30 protein-coding genes and 1 pseudogene are annotated in these 26,889 nt (G+C 60.8%); 12 read left to right on the top strand and 19 right to left on the bottom strand.

The window, feature by feature from the left end:
- Positions 1–187: 187 nt before the first annotated feature.
- Complete coding sequence (gene azf / locus DP106_RS10365; RefSeq protein ID WP_120085148.1) at positions 188–982, bottom strand: NAD-dependent glucose-6-phosphate dehydrogenase Azf; 795 nt, start codon at positions 980–982, stop codon at positions 188–190.
- Between the two features lie 145 nt (positions 983–1,127).
- Here azf and DP106_RS10360 point away from each other — a divergent pair, with 145 nt between their 5' ends.
- Together DP106_RS10360 and DP106_RS10355 are read left to right on the top strand one after the other, a co-directional pair.
- Positions 1,128–1,478, top strand: a complete 351-nt coding sequence (locus DP106_RS10360; protein ID WP_120085146.1) for a dihydroneopterin aldolase family protein — start codon at positions 1,128–1,130, stop codon at positions 1,476–1,478.
- Between the two features lie 71 nt (positions 1,479–1,549).
- Positions 1,550–1,978, top strand: coding sequence for a DUF5790 family protein (locus DP106_RS10355; protein ID WP_120085145.1), 429 nt, complete (start codon positions 1,550–1,552; stop codon positions 1,976–1,978).
- A 25-nt stretch (positions 1,979–2,003) separates the two neighbouring features.
- Here the strand turns inward: DP106_RS10355 and DP106_RS10350 are convergent, their stop codons facing one another.
- From DP106_RS10350 to thiE, 4 genes are read right to left on the bottom strand one after another with little or no spacing between them, the layout of a single operon-like run.
- A complete protein-coding gene (locus DP106_RS10350) occupies positions 2,004–2,732 on the bottom strand; it encodes a creatininase family protein (RefSeq protein WP_120085144.1) in 729 nt (242 codons plus the stop codon).
- 44 nt (positions 2,733–2,776) lie between these two features.
- Positions 2,777–3,760, bottom strand: coding sequence for an aminopeptidase (locus DP106_RS10345; RefSeq protein ID WP_120085143.1), 984 nt, complete (start codon positions 3,758–3,760; stop codon positions 2,777–2,779).
- 59 nt (positions 3,761–3,819) lie between these two features.
- Positions 3,820–4,656 carry a hydroxyethylthiazole kinase gene (thiM, locus tag DP106_RS10340; protein WP_120085142.1) on the bottom strand — a complete coding sequence of 279 codons (837 nt, stop codon included), beginning with the start codon at positions 4,654–4,656 and terminating at the stop codon, positions 3,820–3,822.
- Entirely contained in the window at positions 4,649–5,317 is a 669-nt protein-coding gene (thiE, locus tag DP106_RS10335) for a thiamine phosphate synthase (RefSeq protein ID WP_120085141.1), read from the bottom strand. Before thiE ends, thiM begins: the two co-directional genes overlap by 8 nt.
- A gap of 106 nt (positions 5,318–5,423) precedes the next feature.
- Between thiE and DP106_RS10330 the strand changes: the two genes are divergently transcribed.
- The gene (locus tag DP106_RS10330; protein ID WP_120085139.1) at positions 5,424–6,842 is read left to right on the top strand and encodes an MATE family efflux transporter; all 1,419 of its coding nucleotides are present in this window, start codon (positions 5,424–5,426) and stop codon (positions 6,840–6,842) included.
- Between the two features lie 61 nt (positions 6,843–6,903).
- On the opposite strand, the gene DP106_RS10325 is transcribed toward DP106_RS10330, so the two are convergent.
- The 4 genes from DP106_RS10325 to DP106_RS10310 all read right to left on the bottom strand — a co-directional run bounded on the left by DP106_RS10325 (position 6,904) and on the right by DP106_RS10310 (position 12,549).
- Positions 6,904–7,236: a helix-turn-helix transcriptional regulator gene (locus DP106_RS10325; RefSeq protein WP_240625397.1), complete on the bottom strand. Its 333-nt coding sequence runs from the start codon at positions 7,234–7,236 to the stop codon at positions 6,904–6,906.
- Positions 7,233–7,712 (bottom strand): DUF7344 domain-containing protein, encoded by a 480-nt coding sequence (locus tag DP106_RS10320; protein ID WP_120085138.1) that lies wholly within the window; start codon positions 7,710–7,712, stop codon positions 7,233–7,235. Before DP106_RS10320 ends, DP106_RS10325 begins: the two co-directional genes overlap by 4 nt.
- Complete coding sequence (locus DP106_RS10315; RefSeq protein ID WP_120085137.1) at positions 7,709–7,960, bottom strand: hypothetical protein; 252 nt, start codon at positions 7,958–7,960, stop codon at positions 7,709–7,711. The genes DP106_RS10320 and DP106_RS10315 overlap by 4 nt, the downstream gene beginning before the upstream one ends.
- Before the next feature lie 131 nt (positions 7,961–8,091).
- Positions 8,092–12,549, bottom strand: a complete 4,458-nt coding sequence (locus DP106_RS10310; protein ID WP_120085136.1) for a PAS domain-containing protein — start codon at positions 12,547–12,549, stop codon at positions 8,092–8,094.
- A 343-nt stretch (positions 12,550–12,892) separates the two neighbouring features.
- On the opposite strand from DP106_RS10310, the gene DP106_RS10305 reads away from it, so the two are divergent.
- The 8 genes from DP106_RS10305 to DP106_RS10270 all read left to right on the top strand — a co-directional run bounded on the left by DP106_RS10305 (position 12,893) and on the right by DP106_RS10270 (position 20,238).
- Positions 12,893–13,255, top strand: coding sequence for a hypothetical protein (locus DP106_RS10305; protein WP_120085135.1), 363 nt, complete (start codon positions 12,893–12,895; stop codon positions 13,253–13,255).
- Between the two features lie 254 nt (positions 13,256–13,509).
- Positions 13,510–14,016 (top strand): hypothetical protein, encoded by a 507-nt coding sequence (locus tag DP106_RS10300; protein ID WP_120085134.1) that lies wholly within the window; start codon positions 13,510–13,512, stop codon positions 14,014–14,016.
- A 232-nt stretch (positions 14,017–14,248) separates the two neighbouring features.
- Positions 14,249–15,466 carry a GTP-binding protein gene (locus DP106_RS10295; RefSeq protein WP_120085133.1) on the top strand — a complete coding sequence of 406 codons (1,218 nt, stop codon included), beginning with the start codon at positions 14,249–14,251 and terminating at the stop codon, positions 15,464–15,466.
- Entirely contained in the window at positions 15,466–16,824 is a 1,359-nt protein-coding gene (locus DP106_RS10290; RefSeq protein WP_120085132.1) for a CobW family GTP-binding protein, read from the top strand. Before DP106_RS10295 ends, DP106_RS10290 begins: the two co-directional genes overlap by 1 nt.
- Before the next feature lie 165 nt (positions 16,825–16,989).
- Positions 16,990–18,225 (top strand): metal ABC transporter substrate-binding protein, encoded by a 1,236-nt coding sequence (locus DP106_RS10285; protein ID WP_120085130.1) that lies wholly within the window; start codon positions 16,990–16,992, stop codon positions 18,223–18,225.
- Complete coding sequence (locus DP106_RS10280) at positions 18,222–18,425, top strand: DUF7511 domain-containing protein (RefSeq protein WP_120085129.1); 204 nt, start codon at positions 18,222–18,224, stop codon at positions 18,423–18,425. Before DP106_RS10285 ends, DP106_RS10280 begins: the two co-directional genes overlap by 4 nt.
- Positions 18,422–19,177, top strand: coding sequence for a metal ABC transporter ATP-binding protein (locus tag DP106_RS10275; RefSeq protein ID WP_120085128.1), 756 nt, complete (start codon positions 18,422–18,424; stop codon positions 19,175–19,177). Before DP106_RS10280 ends, DP106_RS10275 begins: the two co-directional genes overlap by 4 nt.
- Before the next feature lie 128 nt (positions 19,178–19,305).
- Complete coding sequence (locus tag DP106_RS10270; protein ID WP_240625399.1) at positions 19,306–20,238, top strand: metal ABC transporter permease; 933 nt, start codon at positions 19,306–19,308, stop codon at positions 20,236–20,238.
- Positions 20,239–20,271: 33 nt separating this feature from the next.
- Here the strand turns inward: DP106_RS10270 and DP106_RS15865 are convergent, their stop codons facing one another.
- From DP106_RS15865 to DP106_RS10245, 6 genes are all read right to left on the bottom strand, one after another.
- Entirely contained in the window at positions 20,272–20,424 is a 153-nt protein-coding gene (locus DP106_RS15865) for a C2H2-type zinc finger protein (RefSeq protein ID WP_165857869.1), read from the bottom strand.
- Between the two features lie 145 nt (positions 20,425–20,569).
- Positions 20,570–20,881, bottom strand: coding sequence for an ASCH domain-containing protein (locus DP106_RS10265; RefSeq protein WP_120085126.1), 312 nt, complete (start codon positions 20,879–20,881; stop codon positions 20,570–20,572).
- A gap of 157 nt (positions 20,882–21,038) precedes the next feature.
- Complete coding sequence (locus tag DP106_RS10260) at positions 21,039–21,209, bottom strand: 30S ribosomal protein S14 (RefSeq protein ID WP_120085124.1); 171 nt, start codon at positions 21,207–21,209, stop codon at positions 21,039–21,041.
- Positions 21,206–21,457 (bottom strand): hypothetical protein, encoded by a 252-nt coding sequence (locus DP106_RS10255; RefSeq protein ID WP_120085123.1) that lies wholly within the window; start codon positions 21,455–21,457, stop codon positions 21,206–21,208. The genes DP106_RS10260 and DP106_RS10255 overlap by 4 nt, the downstream gene beginning before the upstream one ends.
- Positions 21,454–21,648, bottom strand: coding sequence for a DUF7511 domain-containing protein (locus DP106_RS10250; RefSeq protein ID WP_205738922.1), 195 nt, complete (start codon positions 21,646–21,648; stop codon positions 21,454–21,456). Before DP106_RS10250 ends, DP106_RS10255 begins: the two co-directional genes overlap by 4 nt.
- 10 nt (positions 21,649–21,658) lie before the next feature.
- Complete coding sequence (locus DP106_RS10245) at positions 21,659–22,939, bottom strand: CobW family GTP-binding protein (RefSeq protein ID WP_120085122.1); 1,281 nt, start codon at positions 22,937–22,939, stop codon at positions 21,659–21,661.
- Positions 22,940–23,035: 96 nt separating this feature from the next.
- Between DP106_RS10245 and DP106_RS10240 the strand changes: the two genes are divergently transcribed.
- The gene (locus tag DP106_RS10240; RefSeq protein ID WP_120085120.1) at positions 23,036–24,319 is read left to right on the top strand and encodes an FAD/NAD(P)-binding protein; all 1,284 of its coding nucleotides are present in this window, start codon (positions 23,036–23,038) and stop codon (positions 24,317–24,319) included.
- 21 nt (positions 24,320–24,340) lie between these two features.
- Here the strand turns inward: DP106_RS10240 and DP106_RS10235 are convergent, their stop codons facing one another.
- From DP106_RS10235 to DP106_RS10220, 4 genes and pseudogenes are all read right to left on the bottom strand, one after another.
- Positions 24,341–25,207 carry an energy-coupling factor ABC transporter ATP-binding protein gene (locus DP106_RS10235; RefSeq protein WP_205738921.1) on the bottom strand — a complete coding sequence of 289 codons (867 nt, stop codon included), beginning with the start codon at positions 25,205–25,207 and terminating at the stop codon, positions 24,341–24,343.
- Entirely contained in the window at positions 25,204–26,016 is an 813-nt protein-coding gene (locus tag DP106_RS10230) for an energy-coupling factor transporter transmembrane component T family protein (protein WP_120085117.1), read from the bottom strand. Before DP106_RS10230 ends, DP106_RS10235 begins: the two co-directional genes overlap by 4 nt.
- Entirely contained in the window at positions 26,013–26,339 is a 327-nt protein-coding gene (locus DP106_RS10225) for a cobalamin transport operon protein (protein ID WP_120085116.1), read from the bottom strand. Before DP106_RS10225 ends, DP106_RS10230 begins: the two co-directional genes overlap by 4 nt.
- Positions 26,339–26,830: pseudogene (locus tag DP106_RS10220) on the bottom strand (energy-coupling factor ABC transporter permease); the annotation flags it as partial. The gene DP106_RS10225 and the pseudogene DP106_RS10220, both read right to left, overlap by 1 nt.
- Between the last annotated feature and the right edge of the window lie 59 nt (positions 26,831–26,889).

Genomic DNA, 26,889 nt, shown 5'->3' with positions numbered 1-26,889 from the left:
TGACCCCCCTAACCCCCTTTACCCTTTATCCAAACGCTGGTACAGCGGGTGCCAGCCACCGATGCGTCAACGAACAGTTTATCTGACGGCTGGTGTGCTCGTGGTTTCTAGGCGGTTGGCTATTGATCTTTATATCACAACGCGATGGCTATCTCGTTGTCGCGGGGCCGCTTGCGGGCTGTCTCTGTCAGGCTTTGGATCCGTCTTTCGGCGTGCCGTCGAGGTGGTACTCCGCGGAGTTGTCTGTCGGCTCATAGTCGAGCACGCGTCGGGTGTTCTCGATAGAGTAGTATTTGCGGTCGTTGTCGGAGATGCCGTACACGATCTCGAAGCCGTAGTCGGCGATGATACTGCGTTCGAAGAGGTGGGCACAATCCCGGTAGGACAGCCACATCGCCTGGCCACGCTCGTAGTTGCGCGGCGGATGGCCCTCGGTGAGATTCCCGATCCGGACACAGACAATCGACAGGTCGTGTTCGTCGTGGTAGTACTGTCCTAAGGTCTCGCCGGCAGCCTTTGAGACGCCATAAAGATTGCTGGGTCGCTGGAGTTCGGTTCCGTCAAGCGTGAAATCGTCGTGGGTGCGGTAGAGATCGGGTTTTTTCGATTCGGTTTCGTAGTTGCCGACCGCGTGATTTGAGGAGGCAAAGGCGACCTTCTCGACGCCGAGGTCGACAGCGGTCTGGAGCACCGACTGTGTGCCGTCGATGTTGTTGTGGAAGACGCTCTCCCATGGGGCGTTCGGCCGCGGATCCCCGGCAAGGTGGATGACAATCTCACAGCCTTTGGCGGCGTTGCGAACCGCCTCCCGGTCGGTCACATCGGCGACATAGACGTCGCTGTTGTCAACCCCCTCAGGAAGTTTCGCCGCCGGCAGCGGCTCACGATCCAACAGCCGCCAGTCGTAGTCGGTGCCGATATTCCGGAGGATGGCCTGCCCGACACGACCACCGGCCCCAGTCAGCAGCACAGATCGCGCCATTCATTCAGCTAACGGGGGACGACGCGTAAGTAACGCGCGGTTCGGTGCTGTTTGTGTGATAGTTACTAGCACCTATACTCAACCAACACCCCTTTGGAACGCACCGAGGCGACACGCCTTAGCCGCCGCCAGCCGTGGTGGGTGTATGTCCACAGATACCCAACAGGCGTGTTTCGAGGCCGGCATCAAGTTCGGCTCGCTGTACCACCAGTTTGCTGGCACACCGGTCAGCCCAGACAGCACACGGAGCTTAGAGACCGCGATGGCCGAGGCTATCGAAAACCAGCCGTTTTGTGAGTCGGTCTCGGTCGCCATCGACGACGACCGGGTCGCTGATGCTATCGACCACGACAGCGGCTACACCGAGCTCACGGGGCGTCTGATGACCGTCGAGATGCATATTAACTATGAGGGTGTGACCGCTCAGACACGGATGGAGATGGAGGATGGCTACCCACTCATGAAGCTGGTCGCCGTCGACGAAGCCGCCGAGTAAGCCGACAGCACGGCTAATTTCACTTTCACTTTCGGGCTTGTCTTTAACTCTCCCCGCAACCATCATGAACTATGAGTCAAGCCACCTTCGATGACGACGAGCTGTTCGGCGAGGCCGCCGCGGAAACCCGCGAGGATGTCGAACAGCACCTGTCGGCGGCCAGTGGGGCACTGCCGACGGCCGACGATATCTGGCAGACCGACGCCGACAACGTCCTCGGTGTACTCAACGGCTTAAAATCTGCTCTTGCTGTCGGCGAGGCACCGGAGCACCTCCGGCAAGCGAAAAAGTGGTACACGCTTGGGGAACGTGCCGACGCCTTCGAGGACGCCGAGGATCTGGAGGCCGACATCGCGGCCGTTGAGGAACTGTTGGAAACGATCGAGACTGCTCACAACGACGTGAGTGAGCTCACCGGCACCGTTCCGCAGCTCCGGAGCTCACTGCAGGACGCACACGACGACGCCAACGACGACTCCACAGACGGCGCAGACGAGTAACCTGCGACACGCTGTCGTCCCGGGTTCAACGAGTCCGACTCCCAACAGCTTCTAGGAGATCGGCCAGCCCCTCGCCGCTGCGTGCGAGGAGCCGCTCGCCGAGAGCAGCGGTCGCCGCGGCCGGATCGCCGACGACACCGTTATCGCTGAACTCATCGCTGTCGTGAGCGAGGTTGACGCCGGCGACCCATTCGCCCCACCCACCGCTGGCTCTCTTACGGGCGGCAGCTACGTTCGCTTCGCGGATCGCCTCGTCGTCGATATGATAGAGCAGGCTTGTTTCGACGGGGCCGCCGTGGCCCATTTCTTCCTCGGTGTCGATGCTATCGAACCATGTAAAAGCGACCGCGTAGGCCGCGTCTTCGCGTGAGATCGTACCTGTCACCTCCCGGAGGGCGTCAGTGTTGCCGCCGTGGCCATTGACGATGACGACGCGGTCGAAGCCGTGGTGAGCAAGGCTGGCGACGGTTTCCCGGACGTATGTCCGGAACGTCTCGGGGGTGACCCACAGTGTCCCATCGAAGGCGCGGTGTTCGGCGGCGACCCCGACCGGGATCGTTGGTGCGACCGGCACGTCCTCGCCGGTTCGCTCGCGGTAGGCGTCGACGCCGGCTGCGGCGACAGCGGCGGCGGTTTTGGCGTCGGTGCCGAGTGGGGCGTGGGGGCCGTGCTGTTCGATACTCCCGGTTGGGAGCACCGCGAGGTCGCTCTCGCAGTCCTGTATCTCGGGCCACGTTGCCTCCGAAAGCTGCATACTGGCTGTGTGGGCCGCTGGCTCTTCAACGCCCCGCTCGGTTCTTAGCTCGGGAGTTCGATTGCCTCGCCGTCGGCGTAGACGGTCGGCTGCCGGAGAATGCCGTCGAGATGGAGCGGCGCGTCGGTCTCGCCGCCGATGGCAGCGTTGTCACCGATCGCGAGATGGACGGTGCCGGCGGCCTTCTCGTCGAGCAACACTGAGCCGACGAGCTCGTCGACGCCGACGTTGGTGCCGATGCCCAACTCCGCGAGATTGTAGGCGTCGCGGCCAACTTTTTCAGCGGCAGTTTCGATCTGTTCGCGGATCTCGTTGTCGCTGATCTCGGTGACATAGCCGTCGTCGACCTCGAAGGTGAGTTGCTCGCCGTCATCCAGCAGGCCATGTGGGCGCATCGTCCCGTCGACGACGTAGGTGCCGGTCGCACTTTCGGGGCTGACGAAGATCTCACCGGCGGGCAGATTCGAGAAGCCGCCGTTGTCGTGAACGATCCCGGTGTCGAGCAGCCACTCACGGTCGCCGATCTCGACGGTGATATCGGTGCCTTGCGGGCTGGTCACCCGGATCTCCTCGGCACCGACGACCTGTTCGTGGAGGGTTTCGCTGTGCGTTTTGATCGCCTCGTAGTCGGCATCGAGGCCGGTAACAAAGACTGATTCCGTGATCCCCGGGAGGGTCGCCCCGCGGGCACCGTTCTCGCAGGCGTCACCGCGAGCGCGGGTGTGGCTGATGCTTTTTGTCGTTGGCGCGAGAAACACGTCGGCCGCGTTGAGCGCGCTGGCAACGGGTTCGGGTGGCTCCGCGCCGTGTTGGGCGCCGGGCGGGTAGCGGACGATCACCGGGTCGTCGGTGATCGCGCTGGCCTCCGCATACAGCGTTTCGCCGATCCGTTCGCGCTTGTCGTCGGTGACGATCAGACAGGTCTCATCGCTGCCGAGATTGAGACATTGGGTAAGCGCGGTCTCGGCGGCCTCACGGAGGTCGGCGTCGCTCGGTTCGGTGTCGTCTGTGGCGTTGGCGGTGGACATACACGTGCTTGCCGCTGCCGGGGGTTAGCCCTTACTCTGCGTGGTGTGTGACGTGTGGCTTACTCGATGGCTTCGACCCGATCCTCAAGATCGACATCGAGGTCGCTGGCGGCCTCGGGTGTGAGATTCCAGATTTCGTCGAGTAGGTTCGTGTGGTAGCTTGCTGGCCCGCTGTACTCGTCGTCGGCAGCACGCTCGCCGACGAGCCCGAAGGCCAATGTTGCGTGCAACGCGGCCCTCAGGCTGTCGTCGATGCCGCCACAGAAACTGGCGACCGTCCCGCCGAGGATACAGCCCGTGCCGACGACCTCACCCATCATCTCGTGGCCGGCCGCAACGCGGTAGGCGGTGTCGGCTGTGGCGACGATATCGGTGTCGCCGGAGGCGACGACGACGGTGTCCGCAGACTCGGCGACCGCCTGTGCCGTCTGTTCGATCTCGTCGTACTCGCCGACAGACTCGACGCCGCGAACCTCGGCTTCCGTCCCCGCCAGCGCGGTGATCTCGCCGTAGTTGCCCTTGATCGCCGCGAACTCGACGTCGGCGAGCAGTCGCTCGACAAGCTCGTTGCGGGTCGGTGTCGATCCCATTCCGACCGGATCGAGAACGACCGGCACCCCAAGCTCGTTGGCCGCGAGGCCGGTTTCGTAGATCGCCTCGCTGAGCGAGTCGTTGAGCTGGCCCGTGTTGAGCAACACCGCGCTCGCGCCGTGGGCCATCTCCGGGCCGTCCTCGGGCCCGTCGGCCATCACCGGCAGCGCGCCCCAGTGGAGGGTGCTGTTGGCCACGTCGTTGATCGTCACCCGGTTGGTGAGATGTTGGATCAGCGGCTCGGTCTCCCGCAGACTCGTCAGCGACTCGGCGAGGGCCGCCGGCGACACAGCGGCGTTAGCCATCGGCGGCTCCCTCCTCGTTTTCAACCGCGGCGTCGACCGCTTCGCGCAACTCGTGGGTGGCGGCTGTCGGATCGTCAGCGGCGGTGATCGCGCTGATGGCCGCCACGCCGCTCGCGCCGGCTTGGATCGGGCCGCTGGCGTTTTCAGGGGTGACGCCACCGATCGCAACAATCGGGAGTGTCACCGCATCGGCGATCTTGGCGAGTTGGTCGACGCCGAGGCCGTCGTCGGCCGTCTCGGCGTCCGGCTTCGAATCGGTGCCGTAGACCGCGCCGACACCGAGATAGTCAGCACCCCCGATCGCCGCGAGCCGGGCCTCCGAGACCGTCGACACCGAGACGCCGATCGTCGCCTCCGGGCCGAGAATCTCACGAGCTGTCGACACTGAGGGATCAGATTGCCCGAGGTGGACGCCGTCTGCCCCGACCGCGTAGGCGATATCGATCCGATCGTTGACAATGAGATCGATGTCGGCCGCGCCCGTTAGCTCGCGGAGCCGCTCCCCGAGTTCGATCCGGTGTTGAGCCGAGGTATCTTTCTCGCGGAGCTGGACGGCGTCGACGCCGCCTTCGACGGCCGCCGCAACGACGGTTTCCGTCGATCGGCCCGCAGAAAGTGACTGCTGTGTGACGAGGTACGTCCGCCACTGATCGGGATTCATAGGTGCTATATCGCGGTGATCGGTAAGCGACTTACGGTCTGCCGGCTGTCCTCCTGCCGTCACGAAACCAATAGACGCAAACCGACTGCCCACAAACTGTCATCGAATGGTCGACCCCGTTCGCCCCTTCGCCGCTCTCGCCGCGCTGTTGGCCCGGTTGGGGATCATCAAGCGCGACCGTTTAACCGCGACAGTCGACCTTGCCTGGCCGCGGGTGATCACCGGATTTGCGATTATGTCGAAACAGACCGCCGACCTTGCGATGGTCGGCTCGGTGCTGGGCGCGCAGGCGGTCGCCGGGTTGGCCTTCGCTGGTGCCTACTGGACGGTCGGCAAGTTCGTCGCCATCGGGCTTGCCGGTGGGACGGTCGGCCTTGTCTCCCAACACTACGGCGGCGGTGAGTCTGCCCGCGCCGCGCTACTGGTCAAACAGAGCGTCTGGGTCGCCCTTGTGTTGGCTGTACCGGTCGTTGCTGGCTTTGTCGCCTTTGCTGACCCGCTCATCGCCCTCCTGAGCGACGACGCCGCGGCGGTCGGCTACGGCACCACCTACCTCGGGATCGTCGCGCCCGCACTCGTCTTTGAATTTCTAAACATGATCGCCAGCCGCACCTACGCCGGCGTCAGCGACACGTTCACCCCGATGGTGGTGCGGGCCGGCGGCGCGGCCCTGAACGTCATTCTCAGCGGGACGCTGATCTTCGGGTTCGGCTGGGGCGTCGCCGGCGCGGCGACTGGCACCGCGGTGGCAACGGGAGCGGTGACACTGACCTTCTCGTGGGGGATGTTCGGCCGCGAGTACTTCGGCCGGGGAGCCAGCCCGGTTGCCCTCTCGCTGGCCGGCCCGCAGTTCGACCGTGAGCTGTTGGGGCAGCTGCTCCGGGTGTCGACGCCGCTGATCGCCCGCCGGGTCTCTCAGGGGCTTGCCACCTTTCCGCTGTTGGCGATCACCGCCAGCTTCGGCTCGGCGACGGTGGCCGCGCTTGAAGTTGGCCGCCGCGTGCGGAATATCGCCAACAGCACGAGCTGGGGGTTCTCTATCGCCTCCAGCACGCTCGTCGGACAGGCTCTGGGCGCGGGCGAGGAAGGCGAAGCGACGGCCTACGGTACCCAGATCATCACACTCGCCGCTGTTGTTCACCTGTTTGTCGCCGCGGGTGTGATTCTGCTTGCTGAGCCGATCGCGACCATCTTCGTTGCTGACCCGGCGGCAATCGCGTTGTCGGCGACGTTTATCGCCGTCTCGGCGGTGAGCCTTGTCGCCTTAGGCGTTGACGGCTCGGCGACGGGCGCGCTGCGGGGTGCGGGCGACACGCGGATCCCGTTTTATGCGTCGCTGGTCGGGCTTTATGTCTTCACGCTGCCGGTGGCGTATCTCGGGACGGTAACGGCTCTCGGCGAGGCCGCGCTGTACGTCGCGTTGGTGCTTGAAACGGGGGTGCCGGCGGCGGTGACGCTGTGGCGGTTCCGCACCGGAAAATGGCGGGCGGTGAGCCGCGACTATCGGCCGGAAGCAGAACCTTGAGTGGTGACGCTAGCTAATTGTCACAGTTGAACCACACAGCACCGAACCAGTCGAACCGGTATCAGTGCTGGAGTCGACTGTCGGCTTGGAGTGCCTCTGTCTGGATTCGTCTTTTCGCCTGTGTTCGTTGCCAGTGATGACGGTTTTTCATCGCAATCACCGCCTTTTGTGTTAGCGTATAGGCGTTTGTTCGTTTGTCGATCGTTGATTTTTCGATACACCCCTGATCGACTAATGTGTTAAGATTTTGATAGACACGGCCACTGTTGACATCCTTGTCGTAATACTCCTCAAGGCCGCGTTTGATCTCTAACCCATAGGGCGTATCAAGATCCGCTACAACGTAGAGTAGATCACGCTGAAACGCGGAAAGATGTTTAATCGATGTGCTCATTGATCGGACGCCTCCCGCCCGGAGTCGGTGGTTCGTTCTTGGAGTACCGCCACAGCGAGATACGGCTTCATATTGGCAGTCTTCGCAGTTGCCGTTATTCGCTGCTGTTCGAGATTATAGGAGATGTAGCCCTCAGCGTCAAGCTTCGGCAGATGTCTGTTGGTAAACGCTTGGGTGACCTCTTGGCGGGTCGCTTTTGATTCGGAGCCCGTATCCGACTGTGAGAAGACGTAATCGAGCAGCTGACTGAGTGTCACGGTCGGGCCAGCAGAGAGCAGATGTGTAACCACGATTCGGCGACCCGGATGGGCGAGCAGTTTGAAGGCTGAGTCTGGACAGAACTCCCCCCTGTCGGGCTCATCAGAGAGCACCCCACAGTCGGCGAGAACACGGATCGTTGCCGGCGCAACATCGTCGAACGGAATCGCGTCAGTGGACGGTGGTGCTGCCCCGTCAGGTGTATCGGATCGGCTCATCGATCCTCCACAGCAGCGATCTGGTCACGAAACAGCACATCAGCCGACCCTGTGTTCAGTGCGGTCGCCAGCGTGATGTCTGCTAGTCGTTCCAGTCGTGCGATGTGGTTGGTTGTCAGGCTGCTCTTGGATACAGGGCCCTCTGTGCCCGCCGCTTGCTGTTGTGCGGCGTGAAACAACGCAGCCAGCACCTGGTTGTACGACTCGGTCGGTAGTTTTCGGGCGCGTGGTTCGGCCTCGGAGGACATGAGCGAATATAACATAGTACTATACTTGACTTGTCGTCCGAACATACGGCGGCTCGAGAGAAAGAGCCTGACATATCAGGGCAGCTCGATACCGAACGACGGCGAGGCATGCCGAATGGGGCTCCGAAAAGTCAGGCGTTATCTGGCCAGGCCGAACCGTCATCAAAAAGAACCGTTGCGACCCGTTGTTCGGCTGCGCGTAGGTGTTCGTGGACGGTCGACTGCGAGATATCGAAGAGTGCGGCGAGGTCGTCACCACTGATCCCCTTTGGCTGCTCGTAGTAGCCCTCTCTGTATGCCGTCCGGAACAGTTCGCGCTGCCGGTCGGTGAGCGCGTCGGCGATCGATGTTCGCTGGGTGAGCAGATCGGTCGGTGCTGTGGTTCGTTTCGAGAGGAGTTGGCAGTCGAGTGTCTCCCGTAGTCTGTCGGCGATATCTCCAACCACCCCCGGCCGATGACTCTCGATTCGGACGACCTCACTAGTCGGGTCGCTGTGGAGGGTCACGATGTCGGCGGCATGTTGATTCAACACCTCGAAGAGCTGCTGGGTTGGTGCTCGGGCGGTGAGTGTGAGTCGAACCGCGGCGAGAACACTGTCAGTGTTGTCTTGGTCGGTTGCGACCTCGAACCCGGAAAGCCCCGGCGTTTTGTCGACATACCGTTCAAACTGGTCGGCGGTAGTCGCCGCAACCTGCAGGGTAAGTCTGCGGGTGTCGCTGTCGATGGTCTCGATCGTGCGCACCTCGACCGTCAGGTCGTCGGGCAGTGACGGGAAGACGGGTCGCTCCGCGCCGAACAGCAGTTCGAAGACAACCGCCTCCCGATTCGCTCCGATCGGTTCGGCACGATCGAGTTGATCGAGTCGGATCGCCACGGCCCGACAGAGCACACCCAGCATCTCTCTGGCCTGTGTGTCGAACCCCTCCGTGGCGGTGGCTGTCACCTCCAGAACGCCGTGGAGGGCCCCACCATCACAGATCGGCAGGGCCACAGCAGACTGATAGCCGTAGGTCAGCAGCTGACGCCCCCAGCTCGACTGCTGCCGTGTCGATCGCGTGTTTTCGGTATAGACCGGTTCGCGGTCGACGGCGGCCGTCAGCATCGGCGGCCTGCGGCCGGTTTCGCCCTCGCTGGCGACGGTTGTCGCCGGGCCGCCGGCGGAGCTGACGACCGTCGGTGTCACCGTCTCCACCTGTGGCTGGTAGGTGCCAACCCACCCGTACGCCCAGTTGGTCTCACAGAAGTCGGTGAGTGTCTCGAACAGTTCCACCTGGGATTCACCGCCCATCACGGTCTCGATCGCCGAGATATAGCTGTCCAGCAGCGTGCGCTGGCGGGAGAGATCGGTGGTAAGTGCCTCGGTTTCAGCTTTGAACTCGTCGATCGAGGCCTTCTGTCGGGCCTGCCGGAGACCGACCGCCAGCGTATCGGCCGCCGATTCGAGAAACTCGGTTTCCTCGGTCGACGGGCTGTCGGCGGTGAACGTGGCGACGAGCAGCCCATCCGACCCGATCGGAACCGACACGACACCCGAATCCGACACGGTCACCGCTCCCTCGGTAAACGCTCGCCAGCGGTCGTCGTCATCGATCGTGATCCGGGCTGGATGCGGGGACTCGGCCGCAGGCGCACTCGACTTGTGTGCGAGAACCGTCTCGGCCTCGTCCCACATGTAGACGCTCACGGCTGCCACCGGGAGTCCATCGACAATCGCCTGTGAGCCGATGGCACACACCTCGTCGGGTGTTCTGGTCTGCAGGAGTTCGTCACCGATCTTGTAGTGGGCTTTCAGCCGCTGGAGCCGTTCGACCGCGGCTGTTGCCTCCTCCAGCTCTGTCACGTCGTTCGAGACGGAGAGCACGGCAGTCTCGTCGATATCGACCGCCTCAAACCCGACGGTCCACGTCTCGAAGAGACGCTCGTCGCCCGCAACGTTGGTCAGGGCGGTTCCCCAGGTGCGGACCGACTCGCCGGGCTCGATCGACGCTGTGTCGGTCTCACCGGCCGCCATCTGCTCCGGGTCGGCGACAGCGATATCGGCGTCTGTGCTTCCCTCAAGATCGGCGACAGTCGTATCGTAGGCGTCTGCGAGTGCCGCGTTGGCGAAGAGAAGCTCGCCCGTCTGATCCGTTGCACAGATGAGCTGTGGCACAGCATTGATCACGTCACGGAGCTGCTGTCGTTCGGCTTCCGCCGTCTCGCGGGCCTGCTGTAGCTGGGTGGTGCGGTCACGCAGTGTCAGTGCCGTCTCAACATGGTCGATAAGAATACCGAGGAGATCGCGTTCCGTTTCGGTGATGTCGTCCGGCGTCGTGGAGGCGACGATGAAGACGCCATCGTCATCCACGGGGAGGTGAAGCTCCGATCGGAGCACCGTGTCGGGGTTATAACAGCCGTCACGCTCGGTCACATCCGGGTAGTACGCCGATACACCCGTCTCGACGGCGGTCCAGACGAGCCCCTCACCGGCCTCGAACGCCGGCTGATCGTCGAGGACTGTCGTTGCCGCTGTCGACACCGATTCCGGCCGCAATCTGTCGTCATCGCGGCGGTAGTAGGCAACAACCGGGAGCGAGAGCGTCTCCGTGATCGCTTCGACCGCCGTTTCGATGACCGCCGTCCGATCCTCGGCGAGCATGAACGTCGACACCGTCTCGCGTATCTGCTGAAGCTGCCGCTCGCGCTCTTTGCGCTCGGTAATGTCGACCACGTACCCCAGTCGGTGGGTGATCTCGCCGTCCTGTCTGATGTTTTTCGTGTAATCAAGCACCCACCGAACGGTTCCGTCAGGGGTAACAACCCGATACGGATCATGACTGAACTCGTCGATCTCCCCGCTGCTGTGTTCGGCGACTAACTCCGATACACGCTCGTAGTCCTGATCGTGAATGATATCGGCGTAGGCCATCGCTCCGGACTGGAACTGGTCGGGTGTGTAGCCGAGCACATCTTCGATATTCTCAGAGACGTACTCGACCGGCCACCCTTCGGCGTCTCGCCATTTGAAGACGACTGCGGGGCCCTGTGTGAACATATCCCGCCCTGCTTTTAGCTGCTGTTCGTACGTCTTGCGGTCGTCGATATCGAGGTGGATGCCGACAGCCCGACGCGGCTCGCCGGTATCGTCTCGCTCAACGACCCGCCCGATGTCACGAACCCATTTCCACCCTCCAGCCGCAGTCTGCATCCTGTGTTCGGTGTCGTAATAGTCAGTGTCACCCGCAATGTGAGCGTCGAGTGCCGCGGTCACCGCATCGATATCCTCGGGATGCACCCGCTGTTCCCATGCGTCCAAGCTCGGTTCGATATCTTCGAGTGACAGCCCGAGCATCTCGGCCCACTGCTCGTTGAACTCCACCTGATTCGTGGTCATATCCCAGTCCCAGATGCCAAGATTTGCCCCTTCAACGGCAAGGTTGAGTCGCTCAGTGAGTTCGCGGAGTTCTTGCTCCCGGTGTTTGCGTTCGGTGATATCGCGGTTGACACAGACGAGCCCGCCGTCGGGAAGCGCGGTCAGCGAAACATGCTGTTCGACGGGTGAGCCATCGGCCCGCTGACCGGTAAGTTCACCGTCCCACGAGCCGGTTGTCTCGACCACTGGCAGCACCTCGGATTCGATATATTCCTGTTGGTCGTCGTCGTAGATCGCCTGCCACGTCTCGCCGAGGAGGTCGGCCGGCTCGCGGTCGAAGATCGCGGCGTGGGCCTCGTTCATGTAGGTGTACGCCGACGACGGCGAGAGAATCGAGATGCCGGTCAGGGCGGTATCCATCGCCACGGCCTGTCGCTGACGGTCTGTCTCCCGGGCGAGCCGGTCGGTTGCGTCCTCGAACGTCTCGATCAGATGCTCGCGCCCATTGATCGTGGTCGTCACCGCGTTGTAATCGACCGGTAGCGACGACCCATCACCGGCGGCGATGGTCACCGCCTCGCCATCGCCGGTCGCCGGCCGCTGTATCTGGCCGGTTTCGACCGCGGCATCAAGGAGCGTCTCGTCGGTGTCAGTAGCCGATTCGACGCGGAGCTCGGTCGGCGAACACCCGACGAGCGCGGAGCGTGGCTGGTCGAACAACGACGCCGCTGCGCTGTTGACCGCAACGACCCTCGGGGTGTCGACCGCGGAGACGACAACCGGAATTGGCAGTTCGATTCCAGCAACGTCGGCCGGCGTGGGCGGCACCGATCGCTCGGCTGGCGGTGTGGTCGTGGCGACCCCCGTGGCAGCCGCGATTGTGCGAAGCTGTGAGCGAATCTGGGCCGGCGGGCTCTCGGCGTGAATGTAACTCGCCTGAACAGGGAGTGCCGCCGGATCGATATCGGCCGGCGATCCGGTGTCGACCACGAGCACCCACTCGCCGGCCTGCAGGTCGGTCGTCGGAACGACGTCGCTCGCGACGGCTGTCGCGGTGCAGGCGATCAGCCGCGTCGCAGCGCCGTCCCAGCCGGTCGACGGCGACCCGCTGGCGTCGTCACCAAGCGCGGCCGACCCAAAGACCGCCGCTATCGGGTCACGAAGGATATTCCGGACGGTGCCGCTGTCGGAACCAACACACCGAACTGCGACCGGGTTGTGGTCAGCTGTTTGCATCGAAGACCGGAGACTGGTTACCGCTCCGAGGTGGGCTGATCGGCCGTGAACAGTTGGATTGCTGATAGCATTATTGTATGGATAACACAGAAACGTGCTCAGCAGATATAATACTGTCCACGTCTGTTCCCCTTACTGGCGTAATACGTTGGATCTCTGTAACCTTATCACTCACAATGAAACGAATACAGAGCACATGAGAAAGAACGTGAGGCTGATATATCCGCCCCCGATTGTGTGAGCCGCAGACAACAGGGGTGGTGCGTGCGACAGTGTGAGCGAGACTGTTTCCGGGGCTGAAACACGTGATCTCGTTTAATCATCGATCGCATTAGAATCGAGTATGCACGACGACACAGATTCGACGCCGCTGCTGTCGAGACGGACGCTGCTCGGGGGCTGTGCCGCCGCCGGCACCGTCGGTCTCGCCGGCTGTTCGTCCAGGTCGCTTGCCGCCGAAACCACAGTCACAGAGGAGTACGACGCGAGCGAGATCGCGACGCTCGGCGTCGATATTCCAAACGGAACAGTCGACAGCACCGGGCAACAGCGGCAAACAGTCGGCGTCGAGGCGACAAAACAGGCCGTCGACGAGGATGCGTTCGATCGCCTCACACTGCAGGACGAGCGGAGCGAGGACAGCCTGTCGCCTGCCGTCGACAGCGGAGCCATCGATCAGCTACGAGACGACCACCGGTGGGTTTGAGGCCAGCGGTCTCGATACCGGGTCGATCGAGGCCGACGCCGGCGTCGAGCGGACACTCGGCAACGGAACCCACCAGCTTACGGTCACCACGACGAACGGTGATCTCACGATCCGGGGCGACCGCTAATGCGGAGTGTAGCTGTATTCGCAGGGCGACGCTACAACAGACGGGTGCCGTGTCGCGGGGTTTGAGTCTCACAGCTTCTATCACTGCAGCATCACGTTTTACGTAGATAGCCGGGAATAGAAGCCGCATGCACGCTGAGACCGACACTGACGACTGGTACGACAGACGCTGGGGGCGGATCTTCTACTGGGCTGTTCTCGCGGCGACCGTGCTGGCGGTCGTCATCTCGGCGAGCAGCGTCGGGATCGCCACCCGGATTCCGGCGAGCGTCTATCTGTTTGGCTTTCTCGGTGCTGCCGTCTACGCGTGTGCCAATTTCGCCAAACAGTTCGAGCGGGCGGGTCGCTACCGGCTGAAGATCCTCAGCCGGACGGTCGCCGTCCTGCCGCTGTCGGCTGGCGTCTTTCTGCTGGCCGGCGTCTTCGTCGATCCGCCTGGCTCGGCAGCGACGCTGGGCGAGTCAGGGTTGCGTTCGACCGAGCGGCTCGTCGGCGGGTTGGTGTTCGTCGCCGGCATCTACGTCAGCACGACGCTCAAAGCGTTGGACGCCTTCGCCAAACGCACACTTGGCTATCCTGGAAGCCAAGCGGATCGGGACGAGTCACAGGGCGAGGATACAGGAACGAATCAGTGAGGTAGTTACACAAGCTGACAGGAACGAAGTGCGAGAGACAGAAGGTCTATGGATTACCCGCTACTGCATCAGGTTTTAGTTACGAGATCGGCGAGCCCACGAGGTGGGGAGGTTCTATCAATAGCTGTGACTACAATTTAGTTAGCAGATTGATATACATATATTTATGCTAATATTTTAGCTTTAGATAGCAAGAGTTAGTATTTTATACTTCTAAATTAATAACATAGCGATGGCAGCTAACAACTCACCGATTCCGGTAACAGTACTAAGTGGAAGTCTCGGTGCCGGCAAAACAACGACGCTCAACCACGTATTGAACACAGAGCAGGAACTGAACGCCGCTGTCGTCGTCAACGACATGGGCGAGGTCAACATCGATGCCGACCTCGTCGAACGAGAGTCAGCACTCTCACAGGCCGACGAGGAGGTCATCGAGCTCTCGAACGGCTGTATCTGCTGTCGCCTCCGTGGCGATATGCTCGACGAGGTCGGGCAACTGGCCGACCAGCGGGATTTCGAGTATCTCCTTGTCGAGTCCTCGGGCATCAGCGAACCGATCCCGGTTGCACAGACGTTCGCGCGCGGCTTCGAGGATGCTTCCTTCGATCCGACCGGTATCTACGAACTCGATACGATGGTCAGCGTCGTCGACGCCCACAGCTTCTGGCAGGCGTTCGATTCCGGCGAGGCACTCACCGACGACGAGGTCGACCCCGAGGGCAACCGTGTCCCCGAGGCGGCCCTGATGGATCAGATCGAGTTCTGTGATGTACTGGTGTTGAACAAGTGCGACCTCGTGCCGGACGACGAACTTAACGAGATCGAAGACGTGCTCCGTGCCCTGCAGCCCCGCGCCGAGATCATTCGCGCCGAACACGGCGCGGTCGCCCCCGAACAGATTCTCGACACCGGCCGTTTCGACTTCGATCGTGCGAGCCAGTCCGCCGGGTGGAAACAGGAGCTGCAGGGCGGCCACCACCACGAGGCCGCCGCCGAGGAACACGGCGTCGGCTCGTTCGTATTCACATCCGACCGACCGTTCCACCCCGAACGGATCGCCGACCTGCTGGCTGACCTCCCAGCGGGCATCATTCGGGCGAAAGGATTCTTCTGGTCGGCCGGCCGTGAGGATATAGCGATGGGCCTTGACAAGGCTGGTCAGTCGGTTCGAGCCGGCCCAAACGGTCGGTGGATCGCTACGCTTCCGAAAGCCCAACAGGAGCGATACTTGGCTGCTCGTCCCGGTCTGGACGATGATTGGGACGATCAGTGGGGTGATCGTGGCATCCAGCTGGTGTTCATCGGCCGAGAGTATGATGAGGAACTGTTGGTCGACCAACTGGGGGACTGTGTGCTCACCGACACCGAGATGAACGCTAACTGGGAAGACTATCCAGATCCGTTCAGTGCGGACGACCAGCGGGAACTCGCCTTAGCCGACGATTGATGGCTATCGACGACCAACTCCCGGTGACCGTCCTCAGTGGTGGACTCGGAGCCGGGAAAACAACACTTGTTAATCACCTGTTAGCGGTCGGTGATGACGCCGATGATATCGCCGTGTTGGTCAACGATGTCGGCGAGATCAACGTTGATGCCGATCTTATCGAAACCGGCTCAGCACTCTCGATGGACGAGGGGATCACCGAACTTTCCAATGGCTGTATCTGCTGTGGGTTACAGAACGAATTGGATCAGGAACTCCGTCGAATTGCGATGGGGACAGATGTTGACCACCTTGTTATCGAAGCCTCTGGAATCAGTGATCCGGCTCCGATAGCTGGACGGTTCATCTCGTCGTCGATCGCCGCGCTCTACGATCTCGATTCGGTCGTTGCAGTTGTCGATGCCGCCGCATTCTACCGGGCCTTTGTTGAGCGTGAACCGCTTGCCTCATCGGAGGAGGATGCCCGGCCACTCTCGGAGCTGTTAGCCGAACAGGTTGAGTTCGCCGATCTGGTAGTACTCAACAAGTGTGACCTTGTGTCGGCAAACGAACGTGCGGCCGTCGAAGAGATCATCGAGACGTTCCGTCCTGGTGTTAAGATCGTCCGGACGACCGACAGCGCGGTCGATCCGGAGCGACTCCTGAACACAGGGCGGTTCGACAAAGATGCCACAAACAACGCGGCACGGTGGAAGCAGATACTTACTGACCGTCAACACGGGAACGATGCCGAAGCTCCCGTCGACCAGAACGGTCATGAAAGCCACGAACACGACGATCACAGCGAGGAACTTCACGACCACAACGGGGAGCACAACCACAGCGAGGAGCACAACGACCACGATCACGACGAAGAGGAGGAGCACGATCATGGCCATCTCCACCCGCCCGAGGAGTTCGGTGTCGATTCGTTCGTCTACGAGCGTCGACGACCGCTCCACCCCGAGCGGTTTCGCGTGTGGCTCGAATCGATCCCTGAGACGGTCATCCGAGCCAAGGGCCACTGCTGGGTCGCCGGCCGCGAGCAGTTCGCGCTTGATCTTAGCCTGGCGGGGAGTCAGATTCATGTCAGCGTCAACGGCCGGTGGATCGCCAGTCTCCCTGACTTCCGGCAGGCTGCGGCGCGCAAATCGCGGTCGGACCTCTCGTGGCACGACCGATGGGGTGATCGTGAAACGGCCATCGTGTTCATCGGAACAACGATCGACGAGCCAGCCATCAGGGCTGGTCTCGACGACTGCCTTGTAGATGAGCCGGAGGCTGACGGCAACTGGGGTCGGTTTGAAAACCCGTTCCCGGGGCAGCTTGATGATCCGCACCCGCCAACCGATCAGCGACTCGTTATCGATCAACGATAAATCCGAAACGCGGGCTAATCATATACCTCCGTTTTAAGCCCGCTACCCTACGTTTGATGGGTTCTCAGTTTTTAATTATTATGATTACACTCTCCAGCTCCAAGTTATTAAGATCAATTTTGAAATCACAATTTTTAATAAACAAATGATCTAAATTAGTAATACATGACATCATACACACGACGGCGACTCCTGACGACGAGTATCGGGGCGGCAACAGCGGCATCACTGGCCGGCTGTACCGGCTCGGACACCGAGCAAAGCACAGCGGGTGCCGAAGCAGATGAGGCGTCTGCTGTGGACGCCACAGCCCCATTCCACGTTTTCGGCGATATCACCGAGGCGGTGGTCGGAGACAGCGAGGCTGTTGAGACACTTGTCCCGCTCGGCTCACACGGTCATGGGTGGGAACCCAGCGGCGATACTCAGGCGACGGTCATCGACAGTGACGTGTTCGTGTACATGGATGGCTTCCAGCCGTGGGCCGACGATATGGTGGCCAGCATGCGCGACGACGACGCGCCGGTGACCGCAGTTAACATCGCCGACGGCATCGAGAAGCTCGGTGGTCACGATGGCCACTCCGAAGAAGACCACTCAGGGGAAGAGCACTCAGAAGAGGAACATTCTGAGGAGCATTCGGAGGAAGAACACTCAGAAGAAGAACATTCTGAGGAGCATTCGGAGGAAGAACACTCAGAAGAAGAACATTCTGAGGAGCATTCGGAGGAAGAACACTCAGAAGAAGAACATTCTGAGGAGAGTGACCATGGTGATGAGCACTCAGACGAAGAACACTCTGAGGAGCATTCAGAGGAAGAACACGGTGCGGAGACCCATGACGGCGGCCATGGCCACGACCACGGCGCGGAGGATCCACACGTCTGGCTCGATCCGGTGCGGCTGAAACAGGCTGTCACCAACGTCCGGAGTGAACTCGTCGATATCGACAGCGACAACGCCGATACATACGCCACAAACGCAGACAACTACCGGGCACAACTTGACCAGCTTGACCAGTCGTTTGAAGACACACTCGGCGACGCAGACAGCGATGTGGTGTTCGTGGCTGGCCACAACGCCTTCCAGTATCTCGAATCCCGGTACGGGTTCCGCGTCGAGACCCTGACGAACATTTCCCCGGACGACCGCCCGACGCCAAAGGATATCGCCCAGGCCCAGTCACTCATCGAGGAGCATGATCTCCAGTATGTGCTTGCTGACCCACTGGAAGATCAGACGGCCGCCGATCAACTGGTCGAAGAGACCGATGCCACCGAGAAGCTCCCGCTGACAGCAGTCGCCGGCCAGACACAGGACTGGGCGGACAGGGGCTGGGGCTACATCGATGTCATGGAGAACGTCAATCTGGCCACGCTCCAGCAGGCGCTGGATGCATGACGGAGACAGAACCGACAGTGTCGAATCGACCGCAGTGCAATCGCTCCCGCCAACGAGCGACGCTGCTCGGAATCGTCCACGGCCGCGCCGAGACAGCAGTGTGCACGATCTACCCACCTGATGTGGCCGCGCCGGCACGATCCGAGCGAACGCTCACCGCCACCGGCGATGCATTTGTTCGACTGGAGACCACACGATGACAGCGACGGTCGACCAGCCACCGATCGTCCTCGATCACGTCCGGTTCGGCTACACCGCCACGCCGGTTGTCGAGGGTGTCTCACTGACTGTCGAGTCCGGGGACTTTCTCGGGATCGTCGGCCCCAACGGAAGCGGCAAAAGTACGCTGCTGGACCTCATGTTGGGACTCCGGGCTCCCGATTGGGGCGAGGTGCGGCTGTTCGGCGAGCAGGCCACCGAGTTCGGTGACGGGACGCGCATCGGCTACGTGCCACAGGATGCGGCGGCCGTCCCGGAGCAGATGCCGCTGACAGTGCGTGAGGTCGTCGAGATGGGCCGGTATCCACACCGCACCGTTGGCCGATTTTCCCGGACAGACACAGCGGCAATCGAGGAGGCGATCGAAGCCGTCGATGTGGGTGATATCACCAATCGACGAATCAGCACCCTCTCGGGGGGCCAGCGACAGCGGGTGTTCATCGCCCGCGCGCTGGCTGCCGAGGCCGACCTTCTCGCCCTTGACGAGCCAACGGTCGGCATCGACGCTGAATCGGTCGAGTCATTCTACGAATTGCTGTCGACGCTCCACGACAGCGGGCTGACCATCTGTCTGATCGAACACGATCTCGGTGCGGTCACGCGATACGCAACCGAGGTCGCCTGTATCGACACGCAGCTCTACTTCCATGGCGACTCCGCAGACCTGCTCGCCACAGACGCGCTGGCCGACGCCTACGGGACGGAGCAACGACTCATCCGACAGAACGCATGATCACGACACTGCTCACACCGCCGACTGGCCGTCTCACACAGCTGGCTGCAGCGGGCAGATCGGCGACGCCGCTCGCCGATGGGTTTGACTGGCTGCTCGAAGCGGTCTACGGTGCTCTGTTGACAGCGATGAGTGAACTCACCGGGATCGATATGCTCGGGTACGCCTATATGCAACGGGCGTATCTCGCGGCGATCTGTATCGCGATCATCGGCCCGGTTGTGGGCACGTTTCTCGTCCACCGCGAGCTATCGATGCTGAGCGATACGCTCGCGCATACGGCCTTCGCTGGCGTGGCCCTCGGTCTGTTTCTCAACTCGGTGTTCTCGCTGTCGGTGTCGCCGATCATCACCGCCTTTGTCGTCGCGATCGTGACCGCGCTGCTCGTCGAACTTCTCATTGACCACGCAGACACATACGGGGATACGTCGCTGGCGATGGTGCTGACCGGCGGATTCGCGGTCGGCAGTATCCTGATCACGGCCACCGGTGGCGGCATCGCTGTCGGCATCAACGCCTACCTCTTCGGCAGTCTGGCGACGGTCTCGAAAACGGATATCGGGCTGTTGATCCTGATGAGCCTCATCGTCGGTGCCGTCGTCACCCTTGCCTACCGACCGCTCGTATACGTCACGTTCGACGCCCCGGCGGCGCGGGCCGCCCGGTTCAACGTCCGGCACTACAAGCGATTGCTCGTCGTCCTGACCGCTGGGGTTGTCGTCAGCGCGATGCAGATCATGGGTGTCATCCTCGTGGCGGCGATGCTCGTCATCCCGGTCGCCGCGGCGGCACCGGTCGCCCGGAGTTTCAAACAGTCGATCTGGCTGGCGATCATCGCCGGCCAGCTGGCGACAGTCATCGGCGTCACGGTCGCCTACCAGTTTGGCATCGCCGCTGGTGGCTCGATCGTTGTGACAGCCCTTCTCGTCTATCTCGGTGTCGTCGCTGGCAGGCGAGTGCGCCGAGAGGTGCCACTGTTGCTGTCGGCGATGCTGTATCGGTACCGACGGCGTCGCAGTCCGAAGCAGGTGTCCGCTGACGGTGGCGACGAGCGAAAATAGCGGGGATCGGCCCAACCGATGTCTGGACCGCGTCTAATGCGTTTCGTGGGTGTGGTCTCGCAGCCCGTCGGCCGTCTCGAAGCTCTCGTCACAGACGGCACACGTGTTGTGATGCAGCGCAACGTGTTGGGTAACGCCGACGGCGGCGTCGAACTGTGCATCGCAGCTGGTGCATGAGTATGCCATTGCAATATTAACTCATGAGAGATAGCATAAAAAGTGTTATTAAGAATAGGGGGGCTGAACTTATGTGCGAGTATTAATTTCTATCTGAGTCTAATTAATACTGGCCGGATAGACGTAGGTCGTTGCTCAAACTGATTCGCCCTTCTCAATCGACCCGTTCGAACTCGTGACGCACCGTCGTATCCGTCTCATCCCACGTGATGTCATGGGTTCGTTCGATACGCTTCCTGTATGCTGCAAGGTTCTCCGAGCCCTCGGCCTGTGCGTCTTCGTCCGTCAGGTCTCCCAGCTGCTCTTCGCGAACGGTCGTCACCTCGAACAGCATATCGTCGATGGTGAACTGATCGCCCTCCGCGGCGTGTTGACCCCCGCGGTGAAGCTGTGTCACGTCGCCGGCAACAACAGCCTGTCGGATGCGTTCGGCTGGCAGCAGTTCGTTGGCATCAATCATCGTCATGGTTCTCCGCTCCATTTTCGACTGTGTGCGTAACACCCATTGATACTGTTAATTATGCTTAGAGCAACAAAAATGCTATCGAAATGCCCAAATTAGCTATAATTAATATATTTGAAAATCAGTTAGTAACAAAACCGATACCTGCGACTCGGGCGATTCATTCGTGTTTTTCGAATCCCATAGCCGGGGCCATCTCGCGAAACGCCTGTCGGCACAGCCAGATGTCGTACTTCCCGACCAGCCCCTGTTCACGGCCCGTCGCCCGGCAGACGCGTGTCTGTCCGGCCGGTTCGCCGTCGACCTCTTCGGTGTCGCTGTTGTCGGTCATCGTTGTGCCTTTTTGCTGAGTTCGGGGGCGACCGAGCGGTCGTCGGCCAGTTCTTCGAGCAGGTCGGTGGCTCCACACGAGATCAGGCCATCGACGGCCTGTCGCCGAAGCCCGCCTGGAAGACCACTGGTTTGAACCAGCACCGCCAGATCGGTCGTTCGGTTGGCCTCGGTCAGCGTCTCGATTGCCGCCACGCGCTTGGGTCGTGGAACGCTGTGTGTCACGGCACGCTGAAATGGGTTTGTCATCGCATCTCCTCCAGTCGCTCATAGCTGTTTGCGGTCGCCGACAGCCACGCCGTCAGCTTCGAATCCTCCGGGGCTATCGAGTACACGGTTATCAGATCGGCAGCGTCGTCGCGCGGTTCGATGATCGTGTGACACTGTCTCGTCGGTTCGCCATCGTCGGTTGCGTGTGGTGGCAGGTTGTGCGCAGTCACGGGTGGTGTGTTAGTCAGCAAGGCCGATCTCTTCCTGTTTGTCGGGGTCGGCCGCAGGGTTCTGGTCGTCGCTTGCTTCAGCCTCCTTGGGTGGGTCAAACCGCGGGAACCGATCTTCGAAGGCCGACCACTCGGCGTCCATCTCGATCTCGGTGAGGAGACACTCGTCGAGTCGACTCCGGAGCGCGTTGTGATCCATCTCGGTGCCGATCAACACGAGTTGGGTGCCGCGGTCGCCCCACTTCTCGTCCCAAATCTCCTCTAAACCGGGCACCGCTTCCAACTGCTGCTCGCGCTCTTCGGGTGGGAGCGACGCCACCCAGTTGCCAGCGGGAGCAATCCGCACCGACTGCCCGGCAACGTTGAGCATGATCGCCATCTCCTCGCGGCCCGCCAGCCAGAAATGGCCCTTTGAGCGAACTACGCTATCAGGGAACCCGTCGAGCAGTTCGGCGAATCGCTCAGGGTGGAACGGGCGTCGCGCCTCGAAGACGAACGAGGTCACGCCGTGTTCCTCCTCGGCTGATGCGTGGGGCTCTTGGAGTTCCTGCATCCAGCCGGCCGACTGGCTTGCGTCCGCGAAATCGAAACGGCCGGTGTCGACGATCTGCTCGCTGTCGACCCTCCCGTGGGTCGTTCGGATGATTTCCGCCCGCGGCTGGAGCGTCGTGACGAGTTCCTCGATCTCCTCTACGGTCTGCTCATCGACCAGATCACACTTGTTGAGCAACAGCACGTCGCAGAACTCGACCTGCTCGACCAGCAGGTTGCCGAGGTGTTTTTCGGTGCCGTCGTCGTCAAGTAGTTCCTCGGATTCCATCGCCGTCTGGAACTGATGGGCGTCGACGACCGTCACGGCGGTATCCATGTGACAGCCTTCGAGTGGTTCGATTCCGGTCTCTTCGTAGAACTCCGTCGGGTCAAGATCCGACTGGTCAAACCCAAGCGTGAGCGTCTGAGCGACGGGCAGCGGTTCGGCGACGCCGGTCGATTCGACGATGATCGCATCGAACGTCTGGTCGTGGGTGAGTTCACCGATGGCGTCCAGCAGGTCGCCACGAAGTTCACAGCAGATACAGCCGTCATCGAGTTCGATTAGCTCCTCATCCTCGGCCGAGATATCGGAGGATTCGGCGACCAACTCGGCGTCGACGTTGACCTCACCCATATCGTTGACCAACACGGCCAGCTCGCGGTCGCCGCTCTCCTGTAGGATGTGGTTGAGTGTGGTTGTTTTCCCGGCACCGAGTGTGCCTGACAGCACCGTCACGGGGGTTGTGTCCTGTGGCATGTATTGCTATAATAGAGGTTCTCATTGATAGTTATTATTATTTTAGTTGATAGTCTTATTAATACGCGACCTCTCCGGACGAGACGACCGGACGCAATGCCGACATCCAGTAATCCACCTGCTATCACCGGTGTCACGTCTGGCGGTATCGACCGTGCGCCAAGCGTCGACTGCGTCGTCGTTGGTGGTGGTATCCACGGCACCTACCTCGCCCAGCGACTCCTCGAAGACACCGCTCTCGACCGTGATGGGCTCGTCATTGTCGACCCAAACGACCGCTTGCTCGACTCGTTTCGGCGAAAGGCCCGCGCCTGTGGGATGGACTCGTTGCGCTCAACGTACGTCAATCACCTCGGAACCGACCCATTCGCGCTCGAAGATTTTGCAGCGGGCAACGACCGGGAGGACGAACTGCAGCCAACAGTCGACTACCCTGACCGACCCGGACTGGAACTGTTTCTCGACCACGCCGACCATGTAATCGAGTCGAACAGTCTTCACACGCTACACAGACAGACAGCGGTCACGATGATTCACGACCGCCCAGACGAAGGGCTGCGAGTCGTGACCGATGACGGCATGATCGACACACATACTTGTGTGTTTGCCATCGGCTACGGCGGGCGGTACCATCTCCCAGAGTGGGGCCGCTCGGTTAGCGGTGTCGAACACGTCTGGGGGAGCTTCAACCCGACCACCGACACGACGGAGACAGTCATCATCGGCGGTGGCATTACTGCCGCCCAACTGGCCGCCACGCGCAGCGAGAGAGAGTCAGTCACTTTGCTCTCTCGACAGCCGCTTGAATGGGAAGTCACTGAAGCAGACCCACAATGGCTCAACTGGCACCATATCGAACGTGAACTACATTGCCACCCCCCAGCGTCGAAAGCTCGCTCCGATGTTCTGCAGGAGGCTCGACACACAGCGACGATGCCACCATATCTGTACGACACGCTGGACACTCGTCGTCAGAGTGGCTCCCTTCAGGTTCGGCAAGGAGAGGTTATTCGTGCAACCCAAGAAGACGACCATGTTCGGTTGATACTCGCTGATGACACCCGACTACGTTCGGATCGGGTCGTCTGTGCCACCGGATTTGCGTCGGTGTTCGACCACCCGTTTGTTGAGCGACTAGCCGACACGCTTGACTTGGGTCGTGGCTATCGGGGTCTCCCACGACTTGACGACGACACACTGGCTTGGCGAACCGTCGCCGGTGATCAAGTCCCACTGTACGTCTCCGGAGCACTCGCACTCGGAACTGTTGGCCCGTATGCGCCAAATATTGCTGGTGCACGACGAAGTGCAGACCGAATTACAGAGGCCATGGACTCATTTTGCGAGCGATCGACGGAGCCGATAACACCGACAAAGTAACTGCCGGCTGGATTAGATGTCTCAACGCTTGTCCTGAACGGTTCTCTGTGATGCTTCCTCCTCGGCGGACGCTGTGAGAAGCGATATGAGGTCTGCCTCTGTTACCGGCTGTGCGGTCGGCGTCAGCCCCGCCTCACGGGCGATTCGCACCGCACTTGGCGGGTGAAGGTTCGCGTTCTCCAACAGCACGTCGTCATAAAACACTGTCTGGGGCGTTCCGCTTCCAACAATGTTGCCATCGGCCATCACACAGACCCTATCCGCGACTTCAGCGGCAAATTCGAGATCGTGTGTCGACAACACGACGCTGATACCCTCCTCGTGAATCTGGGTAATTCGATCGGCGATCAGCTGGGAGCGCTCGGGGTCAAGCCCAGCGAGTGGCTCGTCCAACACGACAACACTCGGTTCAAGCACGAGGACACCTGCAAGACCGACAAGGCGTTTTTCACCGCCGCTGAGATAGTGGGGTACCCGATCTTCGAGATGGCTCGCGTCGACAGTTGCCAGTGCCTCACGAGCGCGCTCCTGTGTATCACTGTCAGGAACACCGTAGTTCTGGAGGCCAAACAGCACGTCATCGAGGACTGTGGGGGCGACGAGTTGCGTATCAGCGTCCTGAAACACGAATCCGACCTCTTTCCGTGCATGTTGTCTGTTGTCTTCGGTAACCGGTGTGCCCTCAACAACAAGTTCGCCGTCGTCGGGCACGAGCGTTGCGTTCAGGTGTTCAAGAAGCGTTGATTTCCCAGCACCGTTGCCACCGACAAGCGCGACAACCTCGTTGGGGTACACGGAAAAATCGACATCATGCATGCCGACTGTCCCATCAGGGTATGTGTGGGCCTCACACCGGAGGTCGATAAGTAGGCTCTCGTCTCGACTCATAGTCTCACCTCATAGACAACGACTATCACATAGCCAACGACGCCACTGTACAAGCCAGCAATGATGAGCAGTTCGTGGATTGGGGGTCGCGAAACGTTACCGTACAGCGTGATATCACCGCTGTAGCCACGAGCCTCCATTGATTTGACGAGCCGCTCGGATCGCTCGATCGCCGACAACATCGTCATGCCGAGAATTCTGGCGTATAGCCGCCTGTTCGACCAGAAATCGGCAAGGTTCCCGCCACGAGACAGTACGGCTTTTACCAGATCCTCAAGTGTTTCAAGCATGACAAATGTAAAACGGTAGGTAAGCAGCGCGATCTGATCGATCGGTCGAGGGAGTAACCGACCGAGTATGTATGCCACGTGTGTGTATTTGGTGGTCATTGATGCCGTCAGCGCGAACGTGACAACGGTAAGTGACCGACACGTGAGTTCCAAAAAAAGGCTGAGGCCAGCCCATGTGACTGACAGCGAACCAACCGGTGTAGAGAGTGCCCCGCCGACCGGCGTGCCCGGTTCGAGGAATGCCAGCGGCCCAGCCACAGAGATGACAAACAGCATCGGAAGCGTATACCAACCGATGAGCCGTCGATACGGCAGACCTGCAAGACCATAGATACCGAGAACGCCCACGTAGAGTCCAGCCAATAGCATGAGTCGGTCAAATACGGTAACAGCGAGAACAAGCGCGCCAACGATGCCGACTTTTGTCCAGGGATTGACGCGGTGCAACGGTCCGTCTCGCCGCTCGGCGAACGCAGTGATGAGCCGCGGATCGGGAACGTGATTCGAGAGTGTCGTCACGGTTTCTGTGTGGGTTGATCCCCGTCAAAGCCACTGTAGCGGTCAACATAGACGTACAACCCGAGACCAATCACCGATAAGAGGACGACGAGTCCGCCAAATTCTAACATAAGGCCTCCCTTTCTGATTGGCCCCGCAACGATGACCCCGCGACCCATATTAACAACCGCGCCGCCGCCCTCCTGAACCCCGCGCTGAAGAGCTCTTGCAGAGCGTTTGGCCCACGGGAGTGCACCGCCGGTTGCAGTAAAGCCCCAGTAGCCGGCGGCAAGGAAGGCAGCGAAAAGCGCACCCAACCCACCGTACTGTTTCCACCACTCCATTAACCGGTCACCCCTGCCGGCTCCTCTGTGCTGTCACGGTCAACCATTCCAATGAGGTCTGGACGAACAGAAGTGAGGAAATTGATAATAAACCCTGTCAGGAGCCCTTCGATGACAGCGACGCCAAGATTGAGCCCGACAAGCCCACCAACAGCGATCGCCAAGTCACCGCGCGGTAACGCGCTCCCGTTCACGCCGCTGATAACGATGATCGCCCCCATCAGGAAGGCTCCTGCCGAGAGCCCGATCGTTGCGGCACTGGTGCTTGCGGGGAAAACATCCCAGTCCATTCCCATTAGCGTCTTGAACATGTAGTAGGCGACGATCGCTTCGCTCGCGTTGACAAGTGTGTTAGCTCCGAGCAAGCCAACAGCCCCGTGGCCAAGTGCTGCTGAAAAAATGTTCACGACCAGTGCAATAAGTGCTCCAAGCAAGGGGCCAGCAAGAATCCCAACGAGACCTGTTAAGTTCATATGAATTCCGCCCCACACCACTCGTTATCGCCTAAGCTCCAGACAGCCCATTAGCTCGGTAGCAGAGACAAATATGC

The sequence above is a fragment of the Halonotius pteroides genome, assembly GCF_003605635.1.
In the GTDB taxonomy this organism is placed as follows: Archaea; Halobacteriota; Halobacteria; order Halobacteriales; family Haloferacaceae; genus Halonotius; species Halonotius pteroides.
Note: the sequence above shows the minus strand (reverse complement) of the source record. Positions and strands in the feature narration are given on the sequence as shown.